This is a genomic window from Glaciecola sp. 1036, assembly GCF_050306235.1.
Lineage (GTDB): Bacteria > Pseudomonadota > Gammaproteobacteria > Enterobacterales > Alteromonadaceae > Glaciecola.
In genome coordinates this window covers 521,879-540,571 of sequence record NZ_JBLWFH010000001.1, presented here as the reverse complement: position 1 = coordinate 540,571, position 18,693 = coordinate 521,879, and the positions used below count along the sequence as shown (strand labels likewise).

15 protein-coding genes and 3 pseudogenes are annotated in these 18,693 nt (G+C 45.3%); 8 read left to right on the top strand and 10 right to left on the bottom strand.

Annotation, left to right across the window (positions count from 1 at the left end; translation table 11 throughout):
- The first annotated feature begins 3 nt into the window (after positions 1 to 3).
- The gene (locus ACNKW3_RS02405; RefSeq protein ID WP_427397680.1) at positions 4 to 1,125 is read left to right on the top strand and encodes an ABC transporter permease; all 1,122 of its coding nucleotides are present in this window, start codon (positions 4 to 6) and stop codon (positions 1,123 to 1,125) included.
- A gap of 382 nt (positions 1,126 to 1,507) precedes the next feature.
- Here the strand turns inward: ACNKW3_RS02405 and ACNKW3_RS02400 are convergent.
- Together ACNKW3_RS02400 and ACNKW3_RS02395 are read right to left on the bottom strand one after the other, a co-directional pair.
- Positions 1,508 to 2,251, bottom strand: a pseudogene (locus ACNKW3_RS02400) (IS5 family transposase); the annotation flags it as partial.
- 14 nt (positions 2,252 to 2,265) lie between these two features.
- Positions 2,266 to 3,537: pseudogene (locus ACNKW3_RS02395) on the bottom strand (IS4 family transposase).
- A 225-nt stretch (positions 3,538 to 3,762) separates the two neighbouring features.
- Between ACNKW3_RS02395 and ACNKW3_RS02390 the strand changes: the two are divergent.
- Positions 3,763 to 4,517: pseudogene (locus tag ACNKW3_RS02390) on the top strand (IS630 family transposase); the annotation flags it as partial.
- Positions 4,518 to 4,538: 21 nt separating this feature from the next.
- Here ACNKW3_RS02390 and ACNKW3_RS02385 read toward each other — a convergent pair.
- A complete protein-coding gene (locus ACNKW3_RS02385) occupies positions 4,539 to 4,769 on the bottom strand; it encodes a hypothetical protein (protein ID WP_427397711.1) in 231 nt (76 codons plus the stop codon).
- On the opposite strand from ACNKW3_RS02385, the gene ACNKW3_RS02380 reads away from it, so the two are divergent.
- The 3 genes from ACNKW3_RS02380 to ACNKW3_RS02370 are packed head-to-tail and all read left to right on the top strand — an operon-like array spanning position 4,699 to position 10,607.
- Positions 4,699 to 5,643: a thioredoxin family protein gene (locus ACNKW3_RS02380; RefSeq protein WP_427397679.1), complete on the top strand. Its 945-nt coding sequence runs from the start codon at positions 4,699 to 4,701 to the stop codon at positions 5,641 to 5,643. The two genes, ACNKW3_RS02385 and ACNKW3_RS02380, sit on opposite strands and share 71 nt — an antisense overlap.
- A 2-nt stretch (positions 5,644 to 5,645) precedes the next feature.
- Complete coding sequence (locus tag ACNKW3_RS02375) at positions 5,646 to 7,034, top strand: conjugal transfer protein TraH (protein WP_346836146.1); 1,389 nt, start codon at positions 5,646 to 5,648, stop codon at positions 7,032 to 7,034.
- A 3-nt stretch (positions 7,035 to 7,037) separates the two neighbouring features.
- The gene (locus ACNKW3_RS02370) at positions 7,038 to 10,607 is read left to right on the top strand and encodes a conjugal transfer protein TraG N-terminal domain-containing protein (RefSeq protein ID WP_427397678.1); all 3,570 of its coding nucleotides are present in this window, start codon (positions 7,038 to 7,040) and stop codon (positions 10,605 to 10,607) included.
- A gap of 32 nt (positions 10,608 to 10,639) precedes the next feature.
- Here ACNKW3_RS02370 and eexR read toward each other — a convergent pair whose 3' ends face one another.
- The 7 genes from eexR to ACNKW3_RS02335 are packed head-to-tail and all read right to left on the bottom strand — an operon-like array spanning position 10,640 to position 14,315.
- Positions 10,640 to 11,071, bottom strand: coding sequence for an entry exclusion protein EexR (eexR, locus tag ACNKW3_RS02365; protein WP_427397677.1), 432 nt, complete (start codon positions 11,069 to 11,071; stop codon positions 10,640 to 10,642).
- A 57-nt stretch (positions 11,072 to 11,128) separates the two neighbouring features.
- Positions 11,129 to 11,662 carry a FlhC family transcriptional regulator gene (locus ACNKW3_RS02360; RefSeq protein WP_000566753.1) on the bottom strand — a complete coding sequence of 178 codons (534 nt, stop codon included), beginning with the start codon at positions 11,660 to 11,662 and terminating at the stop codon, positions 11,129 to 11,131.
- Positions 11,659 to 11,958: a flagellar transcriptional regulator FlhD gene (locus ACNKW3_RS02355; protein WP_000210563.1), complete on the bottom strand. Its 300-nt coding sequence runs from the start codon at positions 11,956 to 11,958 to the stop codon at positions 11,659 to 11,661. The genes ACNKW3_RS02360 and ACNKW3_RS02355 overlap by 4 nt, the downstream gene beginning before the upstream one ends.
- Positions 11,955 to 12,503 carry a lytic transglycosylase domain-containing protein gene (locus ACNKW3_RS02350; protein WP_427397676.1) on the bottom strand — a complete coding sequence of 183 codons (549 nt, stop codon included), beginning with the start codon at positions 12,501 to 12,503 and terminating at the stop codon, positions 11,955 to 11,957. Before ACNKW3_RS02350 ends, ACNKW3_RS02355 begins: the two co-directional genes overlap by 4 nt.
- Positions 12,490 to 13,152 (bottom strand): DUF6475 domain-containing protein, encoded by a 663-nt coding sequence (locus ACNKW3_RS02345; RefSeq protein ID WP_427397675.1) that lies wholly within the window; start codon positions 13,150 to 13,152, stop codon positions 12,490 to 12,492. Before ACNKW3_RS02345 ends, ACNKW3_RS02350 begins: the two co-directional genes overlap by 14 nt.
- Positions 13,139 to 14,008: a hypothetical protein gene (locus ACNKW3_RS02340; protein ID WP_119788445.1), complete on the bottom strand. Its 870-nt coding sequence runs from the start codon at positions 14,006 to 14,008 to the stop codon at positions 13,139 to 13,141. Before ACNKW3_RS02340 ends, ACNKW3_RS02345 begins: the two co-directional genes overlap by 14 nt.
- Before the next feature lie 55 nt (positions 14,009 to 14,063).
- Positions 14,064 to 14,315 (bottom strand): helix-turn-helix domain-containing protein, encoded by a 252-nt coding sequence (locus tag ACNKW3_RS02335; protein WP_000451746.1) that lies wholly within the window; start codon positions 14,313 to 14,315, stop codon positions 14,064 to 14,066.
- A 117-nt stretch (positions 14,316 to 14,432) separates the two neighbouring features.
- Between ACNKW3_RS02335 and ACNKW3_RS02330 the strand changes: the two genes are divergently transcribed.
- The 3 genes from ACNKW3_RS02330 (at position 14,433) to argS (ending at position 18,661) form a co-directional block, all read left to right on the top strand.
- Positions 14,433 to 15,080: a LexA family protein gene (locus ACNKW3_RS02330; RefSeq protein ID WP_000854920.1), complete on the top strand. Its 648-nt coding sequence runs from the start codon at positions 14,433 to 14,435 to the stop codon at positions 15,078 to 15,080.
- Positions 15,081 to 15,336: 256 nt separating this feature from the next.
- On the top strand, positions 15,337 to 16,923 hold the full coding sequence (prfC, locus tag ACNKW3_RS02325; protein ID WP_427397674.1) for a peptide chain release factor 3: 1,587 nt from the start codon (positions 15,337 to 15,339) through the stop codon (positions 16,921 to 16,923).
- A gap of 10 nt (positions 16,924 to 16,933) precedes the next feature.
- Positions 16,934 to 18,661, top strand: a complete 1,728-nt coding sequence (gene argS, locus ACNKW3_RS02320) for an arginine--tRNA ligase (protein WP_427397673.1) — start codon at positions 16,934 to 16,936, stop codon at positions 18,659 to 18,661.
- Positions 18,662 to 18,693 lie beyond the last annotated feature (32 nt).

Here is an 18,693-nt window from a genome sequence, read left to right as displayed (position 1 = left end):
ACCGTGGATATTAAAAATGTAGGCCAGCTAGGTGTAAAAGAACTTTGGAGCTTGTGGCGCGACCCAGCCATGCTTATTCTTATTGTTTATGTGTTTACGGTGAACATCTACACGGCGGCCACGGCGGTACCTGAATCTTTGCACAACGCGCCCATTGCCTTTGTCGATCACGACAATTCGCAGATGTCTAAGCGGATAATAGATGCCTTTTACCCCCCTTATTTTTTAACACCAGATATTATTGAAAGTAATGAGGCCGACACGCATTTAGACACGGGTAAGTACACCTTTGTTGTGACCATTCCCCCTGAATTTGAAAAAGATATTATGGCCGGGCTGCAGCCCGATGTTCAGGTCAACGTTGATGCAACACGTATTAGCCAGGCGTTTACTGGTAATGGTTACATCACAGAAATAATCACCAGTGAAGTAAACACTTATTTACAGGGTTATAAATCCGACATCGATTACCCCGTCGAGTTGATCATGCGAGCCCGATTTAATCCAGCGCTAGAAAGTTTTTGGTTTGGTTCTGTGATGGAGCTCATTAATGCGGTAACAATGCTCGCCATAATTTTGTCTGGGGCTGCGCTTATTAGAGAAAAAGAGCGTGGCACTATAGAGCACCTGCTGGCTATGCCAGTTTCAGACAGTGAAATTATGCTGTCTAAAATACTAGCCTCGGGAGTAGTGGTTTGGGTTACTACTTTGTTTTCTGTTTATTTTATTATTCAGTGGGTACTCTCCGTCCCCATTAATGGCGAAATATGGCTTTTCATGGTGGCTGTTGCTCTACAATTATTTGCCGTTTCGAGTATGGGAATTTTTATGGCTACCATTGCGCGATCTATGCCACAGTTCGGATTGTTACTTATATTAGTTTTACTGCCCCTACAGTTGCTATCTGGAGGGGTAACACCAAGAGAAAGCATGCCTGGGTTCATTCAAAGCGCAATGCTGCTAATGCCCAATACCCATTTCGTAGAGGCTTCCCAAGGCGTGTTGTATAGAGGAGCGGGCATTAGTGTTGTTTATCCTCAATTGTTGGCGCTTTTAGCTATTGGCTGTGCGTTTTATTTTATAGCGCTTAGAAGATTTAAAAGCACCATCGGTAGCATGACTTGATTGCTAGTATGTATTTCGGGGTTGAATTCACGGTGCCTAATATGTAGATCGTTCTATCATTAGTAATCTATGGTGTCGCAACAACAGTTTTGCCTAATCAAAAAACGAGACCTCTTTTAGCAATGGCGTATTAGATTCAAGATGCTTCATTAAAAATTGTGAATTGGTCAAAGTAAATAGCGCTGTATGCTGTGTTCGGTTAGCTCGCAGGCATTACGATAGGGATTGAAACAGAAGCAATCATTGTCGTAGTTGCTTATGTTGGAACAGTGATTTTAGGATTTTTAGTTCCACATAATTTTCTATGTGCTGGTTATTGGATTTCTGGTGAATGAAAATAATCGTTTTACTTTAGAGCGTGTTGATCTTTGCTGTATGTTTTCTAATCAATCCACATTGGTAACCACATAAGTGCGAAAGCCAATGCCACCACGCTGCCGTAGTTTCTGGCTAATTTGTCGTATCGAGTCGCGACGGCTCGATACTTTTTGATTTTCAAAAATGCATTTTCGACCAAATGACGATAGCGATACATCGCCCAATCAATATCGGTATTACCTGTTTTACTGTTCCCTTTTCTTGGGATGACATGCTTCGCATTGCGGCGGCTCACTAGTTCACGTAGAGCTTGACTGTCATAGCCTTTGTCGGCAACGACTACTTCTGAATAAGGCGATGATTCAACCAGAGATTGACCATGACTGACATCATGAGCCTGTCCTCCTGACAACTCAAAGTAGACAGGTAAGCCTCCGCTATCAACGGCTAAATGTATTTTTGTTGATTTACCGCCGCGACTTTTCCCAATGGCTTGTTGAGCCTGAGCACTTATGTTCGTCCCGTCCTGATGAGCTTTAACGATACTGCCATCAATGAACAACCATTGTGGATCATTAATGCGGGATAAAAACTGGAAAATCTCAGTCAGCACGCCCTTCTTAGACCATAAATTAAAACGTCTGAATACCGCGCTCCACTCGCCAAACTCTATAGGTAAATCCCGCCACGGAATGCCCGTTCGCATCCGGTACAAAATACCTTCAAGTGTCATTCGGTGTTCAGGTTTATTATAAATTCGACCTGTTAAATACATGATTCTCGATAGCAATTTCCAGCTATCATCTGTTCATACGTTGGACATTAAGAAATAATCGGTGTCAGGCTGGGCGCTAAACGCCCGCTCTCCCTGTCTCTATCGGGATGCGCCCTTTTGGCGTATCTTGCCAAATAATCCACTGCCCAGTTCCATGTTTGTATTAATGTTGACTGGTCGAAGTGGATTATCGATTCCATTAATTTGTAAAACCAACCTTGTGTGTTTTTTGCCACCATAAAACTTGATATTGCTATTCCTTTTAGCTGTTGAATACTAAAGCCTATTCGTCGCTTTACCAGCAGCGCTAACAGACTCACCTAAATCAGACCTTCCATCATACTGGCCTTACGTGTATTGAATTTGCGCAGGTTGCAGTAGGATTTCCATTCTTTAAATAGCAGTTCAATTTGCCAGCGTAAACCGTAGAGTTTGATGATGCTGTTGGCTGGGTACTCAGACCGAGGCAAGTTAGTCACCCAGTACGTGGGTTCGTTTTTGTCTTTCGGCCAACTGGCTATCATGCGGTAGCCGTGTGGATTTTCCACATCCATATCGACCACTTCACTACGTCGAATATGGGCCTTTACCTTTTTAAGGCTAACGCTTTTAAATCGCTTCAGGCGCTTGCCCTTCGCAGTGTAAGCCGCTGCTACAAGTGGATTACTCGTTGTCTTTGCCCTCACGGTATAAAACCCACCTGACGCATGAATGTCACGTAAGTAGGACAGTTTGAAATAGCCTCTATCGGCTAAAAACAGCTTATTCCCTAGTGAGGCCGCTGGCGGCAGGTAATCATATTCCGCTTTACTATCGGCACTTACTGACACAGCATGCGGTTGGCTGCTTAACATATCCCAGCTCACATGTATCTCTACCGCGGCTGGGCTGATAGTGGTAAAGCGCCCTTTGAACACGTCACTCAGGCTATCGTGCACCGCAAACGAACTCCCATCTTGCACCACGATTTGCTCAAACATCGATAGATTAACGTCAGTTCCTAATATCTGTTGCTGCCAGTTTCCCATCGCCATCGCTACCAACCGCTTCATCATGTCACGAAATTCAGGTTTACTGAGCTGGTTGTGGAACGGCTTGTACTGTACATCACTAAAGGTCAATCCTGTAAAATACCGGTGCAAGTCACTGATGCTATCCACAGACTTATCGCCGAGTGCCGTAAGTAACGACATTACCAATTCAAACGGCTTTACGACCCGTTGTCGGCAGCAAAATCCACTGCTTTTTCCGATATCGTTAATTTTAAATTCATTCAGGACTTTCGTTATCTTCGCAAGCTCGGTATTATTTTTATGCATGTTCTCAAATCTGTTTCAGAAGGTTTTTTTGGCGATAAACATCTGATCAGATTTAGAACATGCATTCAACCCCTAATTTCCTTAAGATCCTACGTATGATCATCTGTTAGCATGAGTCTCGGCATTTGGGAGTTAAATTCGCGGTTATGTTGTTTTTTGGCGAAATCATTATAACCGACCCAATTGCTGTTTACTTTTTATACCGCAAAGTCAACACGCTCTAGTGTATTCAAACTACTGCTTCAATTGTCCCCCCAAGAGCTTGGATACCATCGTTCCCGCTGGAGTACTGAATTAATAGCTCTTGAGGTTAACCGCTTATTTTCGCTGCAGGTTCATCCCTCAACGATTCGGCGGTGGTTGCCTAAACTTGGCGTTGTTTGGCGTAGAGCCGCTCCCACCTTGCATATCAAAGATCCTCATAAAGATGAGAAGCTTGCGGAAATTAAGGCAGCTTTGAAACGCTGCAATATAAACCATCCCGTATTTTATGAAGATGAAGTTGATATCCATCTCAATCCAAAAATCGGCGCAGATTGGATGCATAAAGGCCATGAAAAACGAGTGACAACGCCGGGACAGAAGAGCAAACGATACTTGGCAGGTGCGCTACACACAGGAACGGGGAAGTCAGTTATGTCGCCAGTTCAAGCAAAGATTCTATGCTATTTCTTTCAATGCTGAAATTGCTCAAAAGACAGTACAGACGAGTCCAAACGATTACGCTCATTATCCACAAGAGTAAAAAGACTCAAGCTTGGCTCAAGAAAAACCCAAAGTTTATCTTGTTGTTTCAGCCGTTTTACTCACCTTGGGTCAACAAAATAGAGCAGTTGTGGCACGCACTACATGAAACCGTTACCCGAAACCATCAGTGCAAAAACATCTGGAAGTTGATGGAGCGGGTTAAGTACTTTATGAACCATGCTTCCCCATTCCCTGGTGGCGGGCATGGCCTCATGAAAGTGGAGCACAATTAGGATCACTTATTTAGTACGATTTTAGGTTTTTCGTAACGCACCGCCCTCCGAATAGGCTGAATCATCCCTATCGATTTTCTTTCGACCGTCAGAAACACATACGATTCCTTCATCTATCTCGCCAATCACTCTTACCGGGATCTTTAGCATGTTAGCTCTATGAAATTTACTGGAGCTGACAATGAGAACCCCTTTGTTACCTTGGTTCATCCTATGGGTGACCATCCCAATCATTATTTTCTTTCTATTCATCTTGCCCGCCCATGCCAGTGATGGACCGTTCTATCAGCGTGGTCAGGAAGGCTGGTTTTGGTATCAGATCATTCCTGAACCTAAACAGCCTGATGAGCTTACAAAGCCGGAATATGGTGCGGAAGAGTCGAGTCAGAGCGGGCTAAAGCCCTTCAGTGCTGCCTGGTTTCGTGAGCACATGCAGTCGTTCATGGACAAGGCAATTGATGAGCCGACCAGTGAGAACGTCAGAGCCTATCTGTATCTTCAGCGCGTCATGATGGATAAGGGATCACTATTTGCTGATGTTAGTCAGCAGGTGGTCATGGGCGATCCAGTTTTGGATGAAATCAGTCGCAGACCCTTGGCGACTTATGCTGCCAATCGGATGGACCGAGAAGCTGGCGCTCAACGAGATATTGCTTTAGGTGAAGTAGCAAAACGGGCTGGCTTGTTCTTCTTCTATCGTTCGGATTGCCCTTACTGCCATGCTCAAGCGCCTATCATCGAATCCATGGTTTTGAACTATGGTTTCGAGGTGTTTGCTATTGCTGTCGATGGCTTGCCTTTACCGGGTGGAGAGTTTCCCAATTTCAAAGTTGATTCAGGACAAGCTCAATCATTGTCCGTTACGACTGTCCCTGCCGTGTTCTTAGTTGACCCGCCTAACGTCATTACTCCGATTGGCCAAGGTGCAATGAGCCTTGATGAACTCAATAATCGAATCATTCTCGCAGCCCATCAAGCAGGTTGGATTGACGATCAAACTTACTATGCCACCAGACCTGTTCAACCCGGCGTGTCACTCGCGATGTCAGCCCAAGAGCTTAACGAAAAAATATTACAGGACCCTGAGTTTATTGTTCGCTATCTGCGTGCACAAGGAGGGTTATAACGATGAAAAAAGTATTACGAGTATCGCTAATCGCCTGCGCGATTGGTTTTTCGTCTATGAGCCAAGCAAGCCTGCAACAGGAGATGAACCAGTTGTTTGGTTCAATGACCAACACCACTGCGCCTGGCGTATTTGAGAGTCAACGGCGTGGCGTTATATCTGGCGGAAGTGTTGTTGTTCGTAACAGGATCATGAACGAGAACCTCGTCTCTATGGTACCACCGTCATTCCAAGCCGGTTGTGGCGGCATTGATATGTTCGCTGGAAGTTTGTCATTTGTTAACGCGGATCAGTTTGTTCAATTACTTCGCTCTGTTGCTGCAAACGCCAAGGGATATGCATTCCAATTGGCGCTCAGTGCTATGTGTGAGAAATGCTCTCAGCACATGGAGACTTTGCAAAAGAAAATCCAGCAGTTGAACGAGTATTTCGGCAATTCCTGTCAAATGGCTCAGGGAGTCGTGAACGATACCCTGGCTGCTTTTGGTAAAAAGGGGCAAACAGAAGCCAGCATGTTGAGCTCACTTAAAGGGGCTGGTGACGTTTTTACCAGTTGGAGTGAATCCAATGGTAAGAACCCATATGAGAACGCTTCGAGTGTCGCGGCATCTGATGTAAACAGAACAATTAAAGGTAATTTGGTCTGGCGAGCACTGAAACGTCACTCGGCATCAAGCTGGTTTGCATCGGGGGATGACCGTTTTCTTGAAGCAGTTATGTCGGTGACTGGTTCAATCATCGTTGGTGATTTAGCGAATGCCGCTGATGGCCAAGGTAAAGCCCCAAAACTGACCAGACTGAATGGCAATAAAGTGACTATTGAGCATCTAATTCATGGCGGTAACGTCGCTATGTACCGATGTGACACAGTGACACAAGACGGCTGTCTAAATCCGACAATCACTAACGTGACCCTAACCGGGTTATCAACTCAGGTCGAAAATTTACTTCTTGGTACAGGTTCTAGTAACGGCATTATTTTTAAGTTTGCTCGAAATACAGGGGCTGCTAGCACCACCGAAAAGGCTTTTATGACCTCGGCTCCTGCAAGCATTGGCGGCATGATTCGAACACTTTCTGCATTAAATGAAGGGGCTGCTAGGTCGTTTGCTTCAAGAGCTGCGCCATTTATTGCTGTTGAAATGGCCCGAGCATTGGTTGAAGACATGCTCAATGCAGCTAGAAGTACCTCCGGTGTGGAAGATCATGCCTATGCGAAGTTATTAACAGAAGACCTTGAACGTGCACGTCGTCAAATCAATGAGGAGTACGCTGCGTTGCAGCGAAGATACGGCTCAGAGCAAGAATTGCTGGCGCATTTTAATCAGGTGATTCAGACCATTCGCAAACAGCGTTATTACACCGTTAAATCTACGGCGCTGGGGGAATAGATAATGTGGGAGATCTATTCCATCGGGGATTCGGCATTTTTAGAGCAGGTCTTGAACGCTGTCGCGATGATCACTGGTACAGGCGACTTTACTTCAATGGTTCGGATTGGCTTGCTCATTGGGGTATTGATGGTCTCTGTTCAGGCCTTAATGCAAGGTGGCCGTGGGATTAACTTTCAGCACGTTTTAGTCTCATGGCTAGTCTTTGCAACCATGTTTGGACCCAGTACCCGAGTGAGCATTGAGGATGCGTACACGGGGCAAGTTCGAGTGGTTGATAATGTGCCCATCGGTGTTGCTGCCGCAGGTAGTACGATTTCGACTGTTGGCTTTCAAATCACGCGATTGTTTGAAACGGCGTTCTCAACTCCCGCCATGACGGAATACGGCTTTGCATCCAGTTTACAGTCACTGATTAAAGTGAGAAAACAGGTGATGGATCGCTCTGGGTTGGGTGATGCAAATCGTGTCGGCGGCTCGGACATCGAGCAATCGTGGTTTAACTACATCAAAGAGTGCACCTTGATTGGTATCGACATTGGTCAAAAGAACCTCGATCAGGTGCTGAGTGATCCTAACCCAATGACTGCGATTAGGTTTGATTCGCGCATTTATGGCACACGCATCATGCTCAATGGTAGCAGTAGCGATCTGGACTGCACTGATGCCTACAGCCAACTGAAACTCATGACAGAATCAACCTTCATTCCAAGGCTTAAACAGGTTCTGTCGGCCTCATTGGGGACTTCGTCAGCAACGGACACTGATGACGTGATCCGAAATGCACTGAATAACCTTGGTTTGGCTTCGGTTAACACCCAAGAGTACATGACCGCGTCGGTGCTTTTGCCTATTTATGAGCAAAGCGTGACGGGCAAATATATGGATGATCAAGCTTTCACCGCAGCCGTTATGGTTAACCAAGCGATTGAGCAGCGCAATACGCAATGGGCGGCGGAGCAGACCCTGTTCCAAAGTATCGTTCGTCCGATGATGACGTTTTTTGAGGGTTTCATTTACGCCATCACCCCTTTGATGGCCTTTGTGATAGCCCTCGGCCAAATCGGGATGCGAATGGCCGGGAAGTACTTGTTAATCCTGCTTTGGATTCAACTTTGGATGCCTGTCATGGCCATCATTAACCTGTATATTCATTTAACCGTTGCAGGGAAAATGTCGGCTCTTGATGCCTTTGCAGGTACAGACGTGCCATCTTTTGCTGGGATGAGGCAGATGGATTCAGTGCTGCAAACCTGGATAGCTACTGGCGGCATGTTGGCGTCGAGTGTTCCGGCGATTTCGCTCATGCTCGTGTATGGCTCAGCAATAACTGCAACCCACTTGGCTGGGCGTCTTCAAAACGGTGATGCCATTGATGAAAAAATGGCAAGTCCAGATGTCGCGAAAAATGCTCCGGTCATGCAATCACAGTCAATGTTCCAAAATTCAGCCCTCACTGGTTCTGCTATGACCGGCGCGTCAAACCTACTAAGCAGTTTCTCTGTCGGAAACGCAGTGGGTTCAATGGTCGGCTCTGCAAAAGAATCCATGACTCAGGCAACTCAAGCCTTTAGCCGTCAGGTTGGCAATACCATGAGTCGAACCTTTGGTGAAAAGCTAAGTTACGACAACCTTTCTTCGGTTGGACGTCAGATCGGTTCTTCTAATTCCGCATCTAGCGCCGTTGTTAATCAGGTTACTGATGACCTGCAAACACGGTATGGTTTCGGAGACGATAAAAAAGACGCTGTACGTGGCTTGGTATCTGGCGTGTTATCGGGAGGCCTTAGGGTCGGTGGAGATGGAACCATTACAAATACCGGTGATAAAGAAGTAGCAGATAAAGGGTTCTTGGGAAGATTACTTGGTTCAGGGGGGAATGACTCCCCACAAGGCAACCTACCAGGAGTGGATAAGCCTGAATCATCAAGAGTGCCAAAAATATCACGGTTACGAGCAGGCTTGGATTTAGGTGGTAACTTTAGTGGCCAAGTTGAGTCATCAGAGGGCAGTTCTCGGTCAACGACCGCAAATACGCTCACTGGTGAGATGCAAAGCTTGGCATCAAGTGATTCACGACGTGCTGAGTATCGCGATGCAATGGTTAAAGACCTTTCAGATTCAAGACGCTCTGGCGTTGAGATGTCGTTGTCTAATCAAGACTATCAGTCACTTCAGAGTTCAGCACAAGACGTTATCACGGCATCAAACCGCTTTAGTGAGCTTGATCAGGCCAGCTACAGTCTATCAGGACAAAGGAACACGGATGGTGCGACGTTAACTCGATTAGCAGCGGATAATCCTGAAGTCATGGATTATTTAGGTCGCTATATGAACCAGCATGTTGAAGCAGGTAACCGATTACGTGAAAACCTTCCAATGTATCAGCGCTTGCTACCTGATGATAATCAGGCGTATGTAGCCGCAGCTATGGAGTCTTTAACCTATAGCAACTCCTCGACGCCCGCTGAACGAGACAATGACTATCAAGCAGCAATGACTGTTATGGCCATGGCTACCGCAGCCGATTTACGATCTATTCAGCCACGCTCTAATGAAGGCTTGTCATCAACTGCACCTACTTTTGGTGGCACTCAAAGCCAAGTGGAATCGGGTGTATTGGGCGGATACGAGGATGCTGCAACTGTTCAAACTCAGTTCAACGCAGCTCAATCAGCTTACCAAACTAATTTGTCTGGTGTTGATGGACAACTAAATGCGCATCAACAACAAGCCCAACAGGCCGTAGTTTCTGACACAAGTACCTATCAATCTGGACTAAACAGTGAAGCTGGCTCTCAGTGGCGATCTCGCATTATGGCTGATGATAGCGGAGTTTCTGGTGCTGAAATGTTCTTCAACAGCGCCAGTGCTATTGGTGACTTCAGTGGCAAGCATACTGATGCAGCACTGCATACCTTGAATCACTTTGGCGAAGACTATGAGAGTTACAAGGAGCAAGCACTTGAAGACCCTAGCTCACGAGGTTTCTTGCACAATGCAACGGTGGCCAGTAAATCAACCTGGGATGGCTTAAAAGCAGCCGTTGACGCCGGAACCTCTTTGGAAAACCCATTGACGGCGTTTAATGATGCATACAGTGGATCGAGTTCGCAGTATGCCTCCGAAGTAAACTGGGGTACTAAGTCTGAAGCCATGTTGGCGGGGGCATTCGGTGCGGCAGTTAACAATCGATATGGTGAGTTCTTAGAACAGTATGCCGATGATTTTAAACAGGAAGCATACAGCGAAGGGCAGAGAATGGGATTGACCCCGATTCAAAGTCAAGTGTTCGCTCAAGCTTTCAATGAAGGTTTGGCGGGGCGCGTTTTCAACTCTGAAGACTCATCGAGTTGGTCGCCTGAAATGCTTGGTCTAAGGGAGCAAATGCTAAATGAGTATCGTCAAAAAGATGAGAGAGGTGCTTACATCCCCGACAGTGTGTCCGAAGAAGATAAAGCATTTGTGGATAAGCAGATTGCAGTGATCTCAAATGCATCCCTTGCTGGAGATTATGCTCAGAACAACTTGATCGATATTAGGGCCTATAACCAGGCTTCAGGAAGGAACTAAAAACAGAAGGTAGCCAGCTAGTGATGGGCTGGCTATTTTTTTGGCCTTTTGGGGAGGATAGATGAGCGACCGTCTGCAAATTCGTTTACCCAGTACCAATATTTTTTTTCGCTCAGGCTTAGTTCTCGACCGGTATCTTTCAGTTGTCTTTGAAATAAATGGATTAGTCCGCTTAAGCCTAAGAAAGCTAAACCGACACATAAAATTGTCCAACTCGCTTGCCAATATGCGATTGCTAAACACATAGTGGTGATGGTTATAAGGCCGATAGGACTAGCAGTTGCTTTGAATCCCAAGTAGCTGAAAAAAACGATGGTGCAAATCAGAAATGGCAAAGCCGCTAACTTGGCAGATGCCGTAAATATTTCTGATGGAAAAAAATGAGCCGCTGCCAAAGTCGCCAGAAAAAGCCCCAGTGATATAAACCAGCAGCGTGCTGGTAAAGATTTAAGTAAGTTTGTCATCTTCTTAGTACTCTCAAAGTGCACGGGCGGTGCCCAATCAAATCATGCATCAGTATGTTAGTTCTCAAAAAGTGCTCTAGTGGTTTGCTCGGCCATAATCTCGCACACAGGACATTTAAGCTGAATGCGCTGTTGAGATACCGTCAAATACAGACTGCCGCATCGACACCGGTGTAAGGATGCAAGCTGTGATCTTAAATCACGAGCTAGAACCCAACCTTCATTGATGGTCAGTTTTTTCCAGGGGATCTCAGCTGGAAGATCTGCTTCTTCTCTTGCAACCAAGTACGCATCGTAAGCCTTCATCAAAGCATCGATATTTAATTGCTTGTAGACATTATCACCACCAATATTGACATAAAGCGCCATCAGCAGAGAGCCTTCAACTAATGCTCTTCTGCTTTTAACGATGGCATCAGATTCTGGCAATTGACCAGGACAAGGTGACTTGCCAGTCACTTCTTTGTGCAGCCTTCTGATAATGTGGATTGGCAAACCTGTATCTAGCGCGATAATGGTTGTTCTAAATCCGTATTTAATAAGCAGCGAGGCTCGGGTAAACAGCTCACTTTTGGACAGGTTATCAATCATGCATCCCCCTTGTTGTTTAGGGTTGATAATAAATAAGCGATTCTTGGGATACCTGTGCCTTTGCTCTTCACCATCTCAATCAGTTGGCTTTGGTTACCCCTTGGTTGAAACAGCATGAATGATGAGGTCGCCACTCGTTGCAGGTCGTCAACACCGGCATTAATCAGTGCATCCACCACATCGCGTGTAAGTCCAAAGCGCAAGACAGCCTCTTGCGGATCAATGCGTGCCAATTCGCGTGCTGCGTGCAGGTACGCCAAATTTAATTGATAGAAGTCTTGTTGATTGGTTGTCATTGACGGACCTCCAGTTCATGTAAAATATTGCGATAGATAGAAAGCACTCTTTGCCTATACCAGCGCGCACGCTCTTCGTTCCAACTGTGATAGCGGCCTATGCCAAGCTCTAAATCGTTAGGTGAAGACTTGATTGCTTCGGCCAAAATACTGGAGCCGACAGTAAGGTTGGTGATGGGGTCTAGCAGTTCTGCTGCTGAGCTCACTCGATGCCCATGCCAATGCAAATTGATTTGCATAAGGCCAATATCGAGCTGGTATTTTTCAGTCTCTTGCAGTGCTTGGTTTAACAGTTGCTCCGCTTCTGTCTTAGATTTGGCGTAGGTTGCGTTTGAACCATTGCGAATTGCGTATGGCCATGGACTGGTCATGTTAAGACCTCGATGTGAGGCCGACTCAGCCAAGGCAACGGCGTAGAGCATGACTGGATCAATACCAACACTTTTTGCTGCTTTTTCCCACTGATAGCCCGGAAACGCATAGACTGAAGTGCTTGCGGACATGGCTATCACTAGGGCAATGGTTTTTGCTTTAATCGTTTTCATTTTTGTCCTCTAATTGATTTCCGAGAAGCGCCTGAATGGCTTTCGGGCTTATTCTTTTTAATGGCACTGCGCTAAAGTCGGCGATGCCTCTCGTATAAACTTGTGCCGCTTTTGACCAGTCGCCCACGGCAACCGGCGCTTGCATATCAAATCCTTTTTGCTGGTTCTGATGGTCTGCAATACCCTGTAATAGCCTTGGGTATTCACCCACTTCGTCCCGGAGCAAGTAAGTCTGGTAGCGTGCTAAAAACTCTTTTTGCTTAAAGGGGTATTCCCTGTCGTCAACCTTGCAGAGTTCAACCCATCCCCCCATGTCTGAAATAACGCGGTGAATAAACGCATCGTCAAACATCACGGATGTCCAAGCGCCAACCTGACGAACAGCCTTGTCAACTTTGTTCCAAGCAACCATGGCTCTTGAGCCAGAGTTGCCATCGATATGCTTGATGACGTCAGCGGGCTTTGGAAAAAATTGCCCAGTATCCGGGGATTGAATATGCCGAGTCAGACCGATTCGCACTTCTTCAATGCTGTAAGCACGAAGGGCTTCAAATGCGATGGATAGCAATTGTGGTGATACGCTTTTGCCATACATGGCCCAAGCTGCTCCCCAAACTTCAGCAAACTCGCGTTTATCAACCTCCTGCACTTGAACGAACCTCCCGAATACCTGGTCCGGCCCAGCTTTCAGCAATGCGGCGATTGCTTTCTTCAATATTCAATTGGTGATTGCTGCCCTTTAGGCTCGTCGATGATTGCTGTACTTCATCAATGCGAACGTACTCGTCTTCCCATTGCCGGTTTAAAAGCCAGTTATGTGGCATAGGGGTCTTAGTCCGATCTTGATACTGCAATCGGTTGTCTCGTTGCTCTTTCCAGCGTGTTAGCACTTCCAAGGCGAGTTCATGGTCTTCATTGAGGCCCATGCGTAGCCATTCTTCTTTGGCTTTCGCTTTTTTTTCTTTGCGTATTTGTACATCCCAGAAGTCTTCAAACTGTATGTGGTCAACAGTTTTAACTGTTGGTTTATTGCTTCTCTCAGAGTCATCCGACCGTTGAGAGTCCCTTGCCGGGTTGCCATCAGGCATAAACAATGATGAAAATTCTTCTGGTAGCCGAGCTTGAAAAGCGGCAAGTGATTTCAAAAGCGATGCCATACCAATGAAGTCGGCAGGTACATCTTTAAGCAACCGAAAGGCTGCCTTACCTTGGTTTGGGTTTTCGATTGGGTTGTGCTTCAGAAAGCTCCGAATCAAAGTCCAACCGGATTCCTCGCAACGAATGAGGAACTGATCTTGTTCTAACTCATTTAGAGCCTTGGCAACCTGTTGCTCATCCCAGTTCAAGTCAGAAGCAACGTAACCAATCGGCAATCGAAAGCAGCCAAGCAAATTACAATGCGGGCATGTAAGCAAATACAGTCCTAGCAACTTCGCTGAGTCACTCCAGGACAAAACATTTTGCTTTAGCCAAAAGCGGGTATAGACCTTGCCATAATCACGCATGGAGGTACTCGCTTTTGTGTTTACGTAAAATGCTGACCATTACTTGCCCTTAATCCTACTGGTTACTGGCTTTCAGCTCGCTTGGGCATTCGGGGTAGATGTCCGGTCTTAACTGAGATCGGGTTACTTGTCCTTGCGTAGCTTGTTCGATGGGTAAAACGAATTCAGCGGGAACACGCCCTGATTTATTCAACCAAAACCAGACGTTTTGCTGTTTTGAGTTGATGGCTCGTGCTAATGCTGATTGCCCGCCGACCAAGTCAATGGCACGGCGGAGATGTTTTTGTGTCGTGTTGAACACTTCCATACCGTCTCCTGTTACAATAATAACTGTTACAAGATTGAGTGTTACAGTTTAAACTGTAGATAAGTCAACAGTTAAAATTGTTGAAAGGCTACAGTTTTATTTGTAGAATTCGGGCTTATGAAAACTTTATCCGAACGACTAAACCATGCCTTGCAGCTTACTGGGGTGACTCAGTCTGAGTTGGCTCGTCGCATTGGTATCAAACAGCAGTCGATCAGCCAGATTTGCTCTGGTAAATCGGCTAGGTCTCGTTACACCATGCAGATCGCGGAGGCGCTTCGCGTGAATGCTCATTGGCTCGCCACAGGTGATGGCGAGATTGGCTTGGGGGTCGGTAATGTAGAAGTTGGGCCTGACATTAAGGGAAGAATTCCTCTCATTAACTGGGTTCAGGCCGGTGATTGGACTGAAATAGCGGAGGGATTTGCCCATGAAGATGCTGAGGAGTGGCGTGAAGTCACAGGGAAAGCACATGAGGGTTGTTTCGCACTTCGCGTAAAAGGCGACAGTATGGAAAATCCAAGCGGAAAAAAATCCATACCTGAGGGAGCAGTGATCGTTGTTGATCCTGAATTACCTTACTCTTCAGGTTCATTGGTTGTTGCGCGTTTGGATGATTCGAAAGAAGCAACCTTTAAGCAGTTAGTTATTGATGGTGAACAGAAGTACCTAAAACCTTTGAACCCCCAATACCCTGCAATACCGATCAACGGCAACTGCACCATCATCGGTGTAGTACGACAAGCTATCATCGATTTCTGGTAGCGAAGGAATTTGTGGTTTAGCCACAGTTGTTCATGAGCTGAAGAAGCAACGATTGCAAACAGCTACAACTGAGCATTGGCGCACGCTGAGAGTAAATGGTAACCGATTAGATAACCATTGATTGTTTATAAAGTCAAGATCAGCGAAAATAGCGGCCAATTACGATTAACACGACGGATTTGACAAGCGAAGAACTGAAAATAGAGTACTTCCAAAAGTGTGTACAAATCCGTGTACAAACTAAAAGAATTTATACATGGCAAACCAAGATTTTCTTAATGAAATCAATAAGCGAAGGACCTTTGCTATCATCTCGCACCCGGATGCTGGTAAAACCACGATTACCGAAAAAGTATTGTTATTCGGACAAGCATTACAGGTAGCTGGTACGGTTAAAGGTAAAAAATCTGGCCAGCATGCCAAATCAGACTGGATGGAGATGGAGAAGGAACGGGGAATTTCTGTCACAACCTCTGTCATGCAGTTTCCATATAAAGACCACTTGGTTAACTTACTAGATACTCCTGGGCACGAAGACTTCTCCGAAGATACCTACAGAACCTTGACCGCAGTTGACTCTTGTTTAATGGTCATTGATGCGGCAAAAGGGGTTGAGGATCGTACTCGCAAGCTAATGGAAGTTACTCGCTTGAGAGATACACCCATAATTACCTTCATGAACAAGCTAGACAGGGATATTCGTGATCCGCTGGCTTTGTTAGACGAAGTAGAAACTGAGCTTGATATCATGTGTGCGCCAATCACTTGGCCAATCGGTTGCGGCAAATCGTTTAAAGGGGTCTATCACTTACACCGTGACGAAACCTACCTGTATCAATCGGGCCAAGGGCATCTGATACAAGAAGTGCGCATTGTGAAAGGACTTGATAATCCTGAATTAGATTCTGCTGTAGGTAGCGACCTAGCGGGCCAGCTTAGAGATGAGCTAGAGCTTGTGTTAGGTGCGTCAAACGAATTTGACAAAGAAATGTTCATGGAAGGTCAGTTAACCCCAGTATTTTTTGGTACTGCACTAGGTAACTTTGGTGTAGACCACATGCTTGACGGGTTAATCACTTGGGCACCCAAGCCCCAAGGAAGAGCTACTGATGCGGGAGAGGTTGACGCTAACAGTGAAAAATTCAGTGGTTTCGTGTTTAAGATTCAAGCGAACATGGATCCGAAACACCGTGACCGTATAGCGTTTTGCCGCATAGTGTCAGGTAAATATGAAAAGGGCATGAAACTTCACCATTCTCGAATAGGCAAGGATGTGCGAATTTCAGATGCGCTGACATTTTTAGCCGGCGACCGGGCGCTGCTAGAAGAAGCTTACGCAGGTGATATTATTGGCTTACACAATCATGGGTCTATGCGTATAGGCGATACCTTTACTCAAGGGGAAAGCTATAGTTTCACAGGTATTCCAAACTTCGCGCCTGAATTATTCAAACGCATTCGTCTCAAAGATCCTTTAAAACAAAAGCAATTATTAAAGGGCTTGATTCAATTATCTGAAGAAGGTGCAGTGCAGGTATTTCGGCCATTAATCAATAATGACCTCATTGTAGGTGCGGTAGGTGTACTTCAGTTTGATGTGGTGGTAGCACGTTTAAAATCTGAGTATAACGTAGATGCATTGTATGAACATGTTAATGTTAGTACGGCTCGTTGGGTATATGGCGACGAGAAAAAACTGGATGAATTTAGACGTAAAGCAGAAGTGAATTTAGCCATAGATGGTGCAGATAATCTAACCTATATTGCACCTACCATGGTGAATTTATCCCTTGCTCAGGAAAGATATCCAGATATCACCTTTACCGCTACCAGAGAACAATAAGAGAGATTTCATGTTATTGCATAACTTATTAGTTGAGCGTTTTCAGCAGGCAATGGTCAAACTAGGTGTGGAAAATGCGCCTACGCCAATCAGTAAAAGCACAAAAGCAGAATTTGGTGATTACCAATTCAATGGTGCTATGGGGCTGGCCAAACAACTTAAAAAGAATCCACGGGAAATAGCCCAACAAATCGTGGAAGCGGTTGATCTTATTGGTATTGCTGAAAAATGCGAAATTGCTGGACCAGGTTTTATCAATATTCACCTATCTGCAACTTGGTTGGCTTCGCAGGTACAGCTTGCAAACCAAAGCAATAGATTGGAGATCGCGAAACAGAATATTGAAACCATAGTAGTGGATTATTCATCGCCAAATTTGGCCAAAGAAATGCACGTTGGTCACCTTAGAAGTACTATCATCGGCGATGCTGTGGTGAGAATTTTAGAGTTCTTAGGGCATAACGTTATTCGCCAAAATCACATGGGCGATTGGGGCACCCAGTTTGGTATGCTACTTGCGCACCTAAGCGACAAATTAGCCAACAACGAAGTTGCCAGTACCGCCTTATCTGATTTGGAAGATTTCTATCGTGAAGCGAAAGTAAGATTTGATGAAGAAGATGGTTTTGCTGATCGCGCTAGAGAATACGTTGTGAAGCTTCAAAGCGGTGATCCACAATGTTTATCTCTGTGGGAAAAGTTCATCGATATTTCCGTATCTCACAGCGAAGAAGTGTATGAGAAACTCAAGGTTACTTTATCGCGCAAGGATATCATGGGTGAGAGCGCCTACAATGACATGCTTAAACCTTTGGTAGATGATTTGATAGCTCGCAAAATTGCGCAGGAAGACCAAGGCGCTAAAGTGGTGTTTTTACCTGAATTGGCAGACAAAGAAGGTAAACCCGCGGTCTATATAATTCAAAAATCCGGCGGCGGATTTTTATATTCTACGACTGATTTGGCCGCAATTAAGTATAGATGCGGTGAATTACAAGCAGATCGTACTCTCATTTTTACTGATGCTAGACAAGCGCTACATTTTAAACAAACTGAAATCGTAGCCAGAAAAGCCGACTTGATGCCTGAACAACACCAATATCAACATTGCCCATTTGGCATGATGTTAGGTAAAGATGGCAAACCTTTCAAAACACGTACTGGCGGTACGGTAAAATTGTCTGATTTGTTAGATGAAGCCGTGGATCGCGCAGCTAAATTAATGGCACAACGGGATTTAGCTCAGCAAGATGCCGAAGACATTGCGAAAAAGGTCGGCATTGGTGCGGTGAAATACTCAGATCTAAGTAAAAACCGAACTACGGATTATGTGTTCGATTGGGATACTATGCTGTCCTTTGAGGGAAATACGGCGCCTTACTTACAATATGCTTACACCAGAATTAGTAGTATCTTTCGTAAAGCGAATGAAGATTTGGTGTCATATAACGCTGAAATTTCATTGCAAAACGCCAGTGAAAAAGCCTTAGCGGTTAAGCTCCTGCAATTAGAAGAGACATTAATTACGGTTTCCAAGGATGCTACGCCACACGTGCTTTGTAACTATTTATATGAATTGGCAACATTGTTTATGCGTTTCTACGAAGATAGCCCTATTTTAAAAGATGGTGTCGCTGAGACTGACAAGCAAAGCAGACTTACCTTAGCCGCTATCACAGCAAAAACGGTAAAACTTGGTTTAGACATGTTGGGTATAGACGTACTAGACAAGATGTAAGTTGCTTGGTTTTAGGCTTTCTGATCTACTAA

What these genes read in the sequence shown, in the direction of transcription:
- ACNKW3_RS02380 (WP_427397679.1), top strand. Translation starts at nt 4,699, where the DNA reads ATGAGAACCCCTTTGTTACCTTGGTTCATCCTATGGGTGACCATCCCA.
- ACNKW3_RS02385 (WP_427397711.1), bottom strand. Translation starts at nt 4,769, where the DNA reads ATGAATAGAAAGAAAATAATGATTGGGATGGTCACCCATAGGATGAAC.
- ACNKW3_RS02375 (WP_346836146.1), top strand. Translation starts at nt 5,646, where the DNA reads ATGAAAAAAGTATTACGAGTATCGCTAATCGCCTGCGCGATTGGTTTT.
- ACNKW3_RS02370 (WP_427397678.1), top strand. Translation starts at nt 7,038, where the DNA reads ATGTGGGAGATCTATTCCATCGGGGATTCGGCATTTTTAGAGCAGGTC.
- eexR (WP_427397677.1), bottom strand. Translation starts at nt 11,071, where the DNA reads ATGACAAACTTACTTAAATCTTTACCAGCACGCTGCTGGTTTATATCA.
- ACNKW3_RS02360 (WP_000566753.1), bottom strand. Translation starts at nt 11,662, where the DNA reads ATGATTGATAACCTGTCCAAAAGTGAGCTGTTTACCCGAGCCTCGCTG.
- ACNKW3_RS02355 (WP_000210563.1), bottom strand. Translation starts at nt 11,958, where the DNA reads ATGACAACCAATCAACAAGACTTCTATCAATTAAATTTGGCGTACCTG.
- ACNKW3_RS02350 (WP_427397676.1), bottom strand. Translation starts at nt 12,503, where the DNA reads ATGAAAACGATTAAAGCAAAAACCATTGCCCTAGTGATAGCCATGTCC.
- ACNKW3_RS02340 (WP_119788445.1), bottom strand. Translation starts at nt 14,008, where the DNA reads ATGCGTGATTATGGCAAGGTCTATACCCGCTTTTGGCTAAAGCAAAAT.
- ACNKW3_RS02335 (WP_000451746.1), bottom strand. Translation starts at nt 14,315, where the DNA reads ATGGAAGTGTTCAACACGACACAAAAACATCTCCGCCGTGCCATTGAC.
- ACNKW3_RS02330 (WP_000854920.1), top strand. Translation starts at nt 14,433, where the DNA reads ATGAAAACTTTATCCGAACGACTAAACCATGCCTTGCAGCTTACTGGG.
- prfC (WP_427397674.1), top strand. Translation starts at nt 15,337, where the DNA reads ATGGCAAACCAAGATTTTCTTAATGAAATCAATAAGCGAAGGACCTTT.
- argS (WP_427397673.1), top strand. Translation starts at nt 16,934, where the DNA reads ATGTTATTGCATAACTTATTAGTTGAGCGTTTTCAGCAGGCAATGGTC.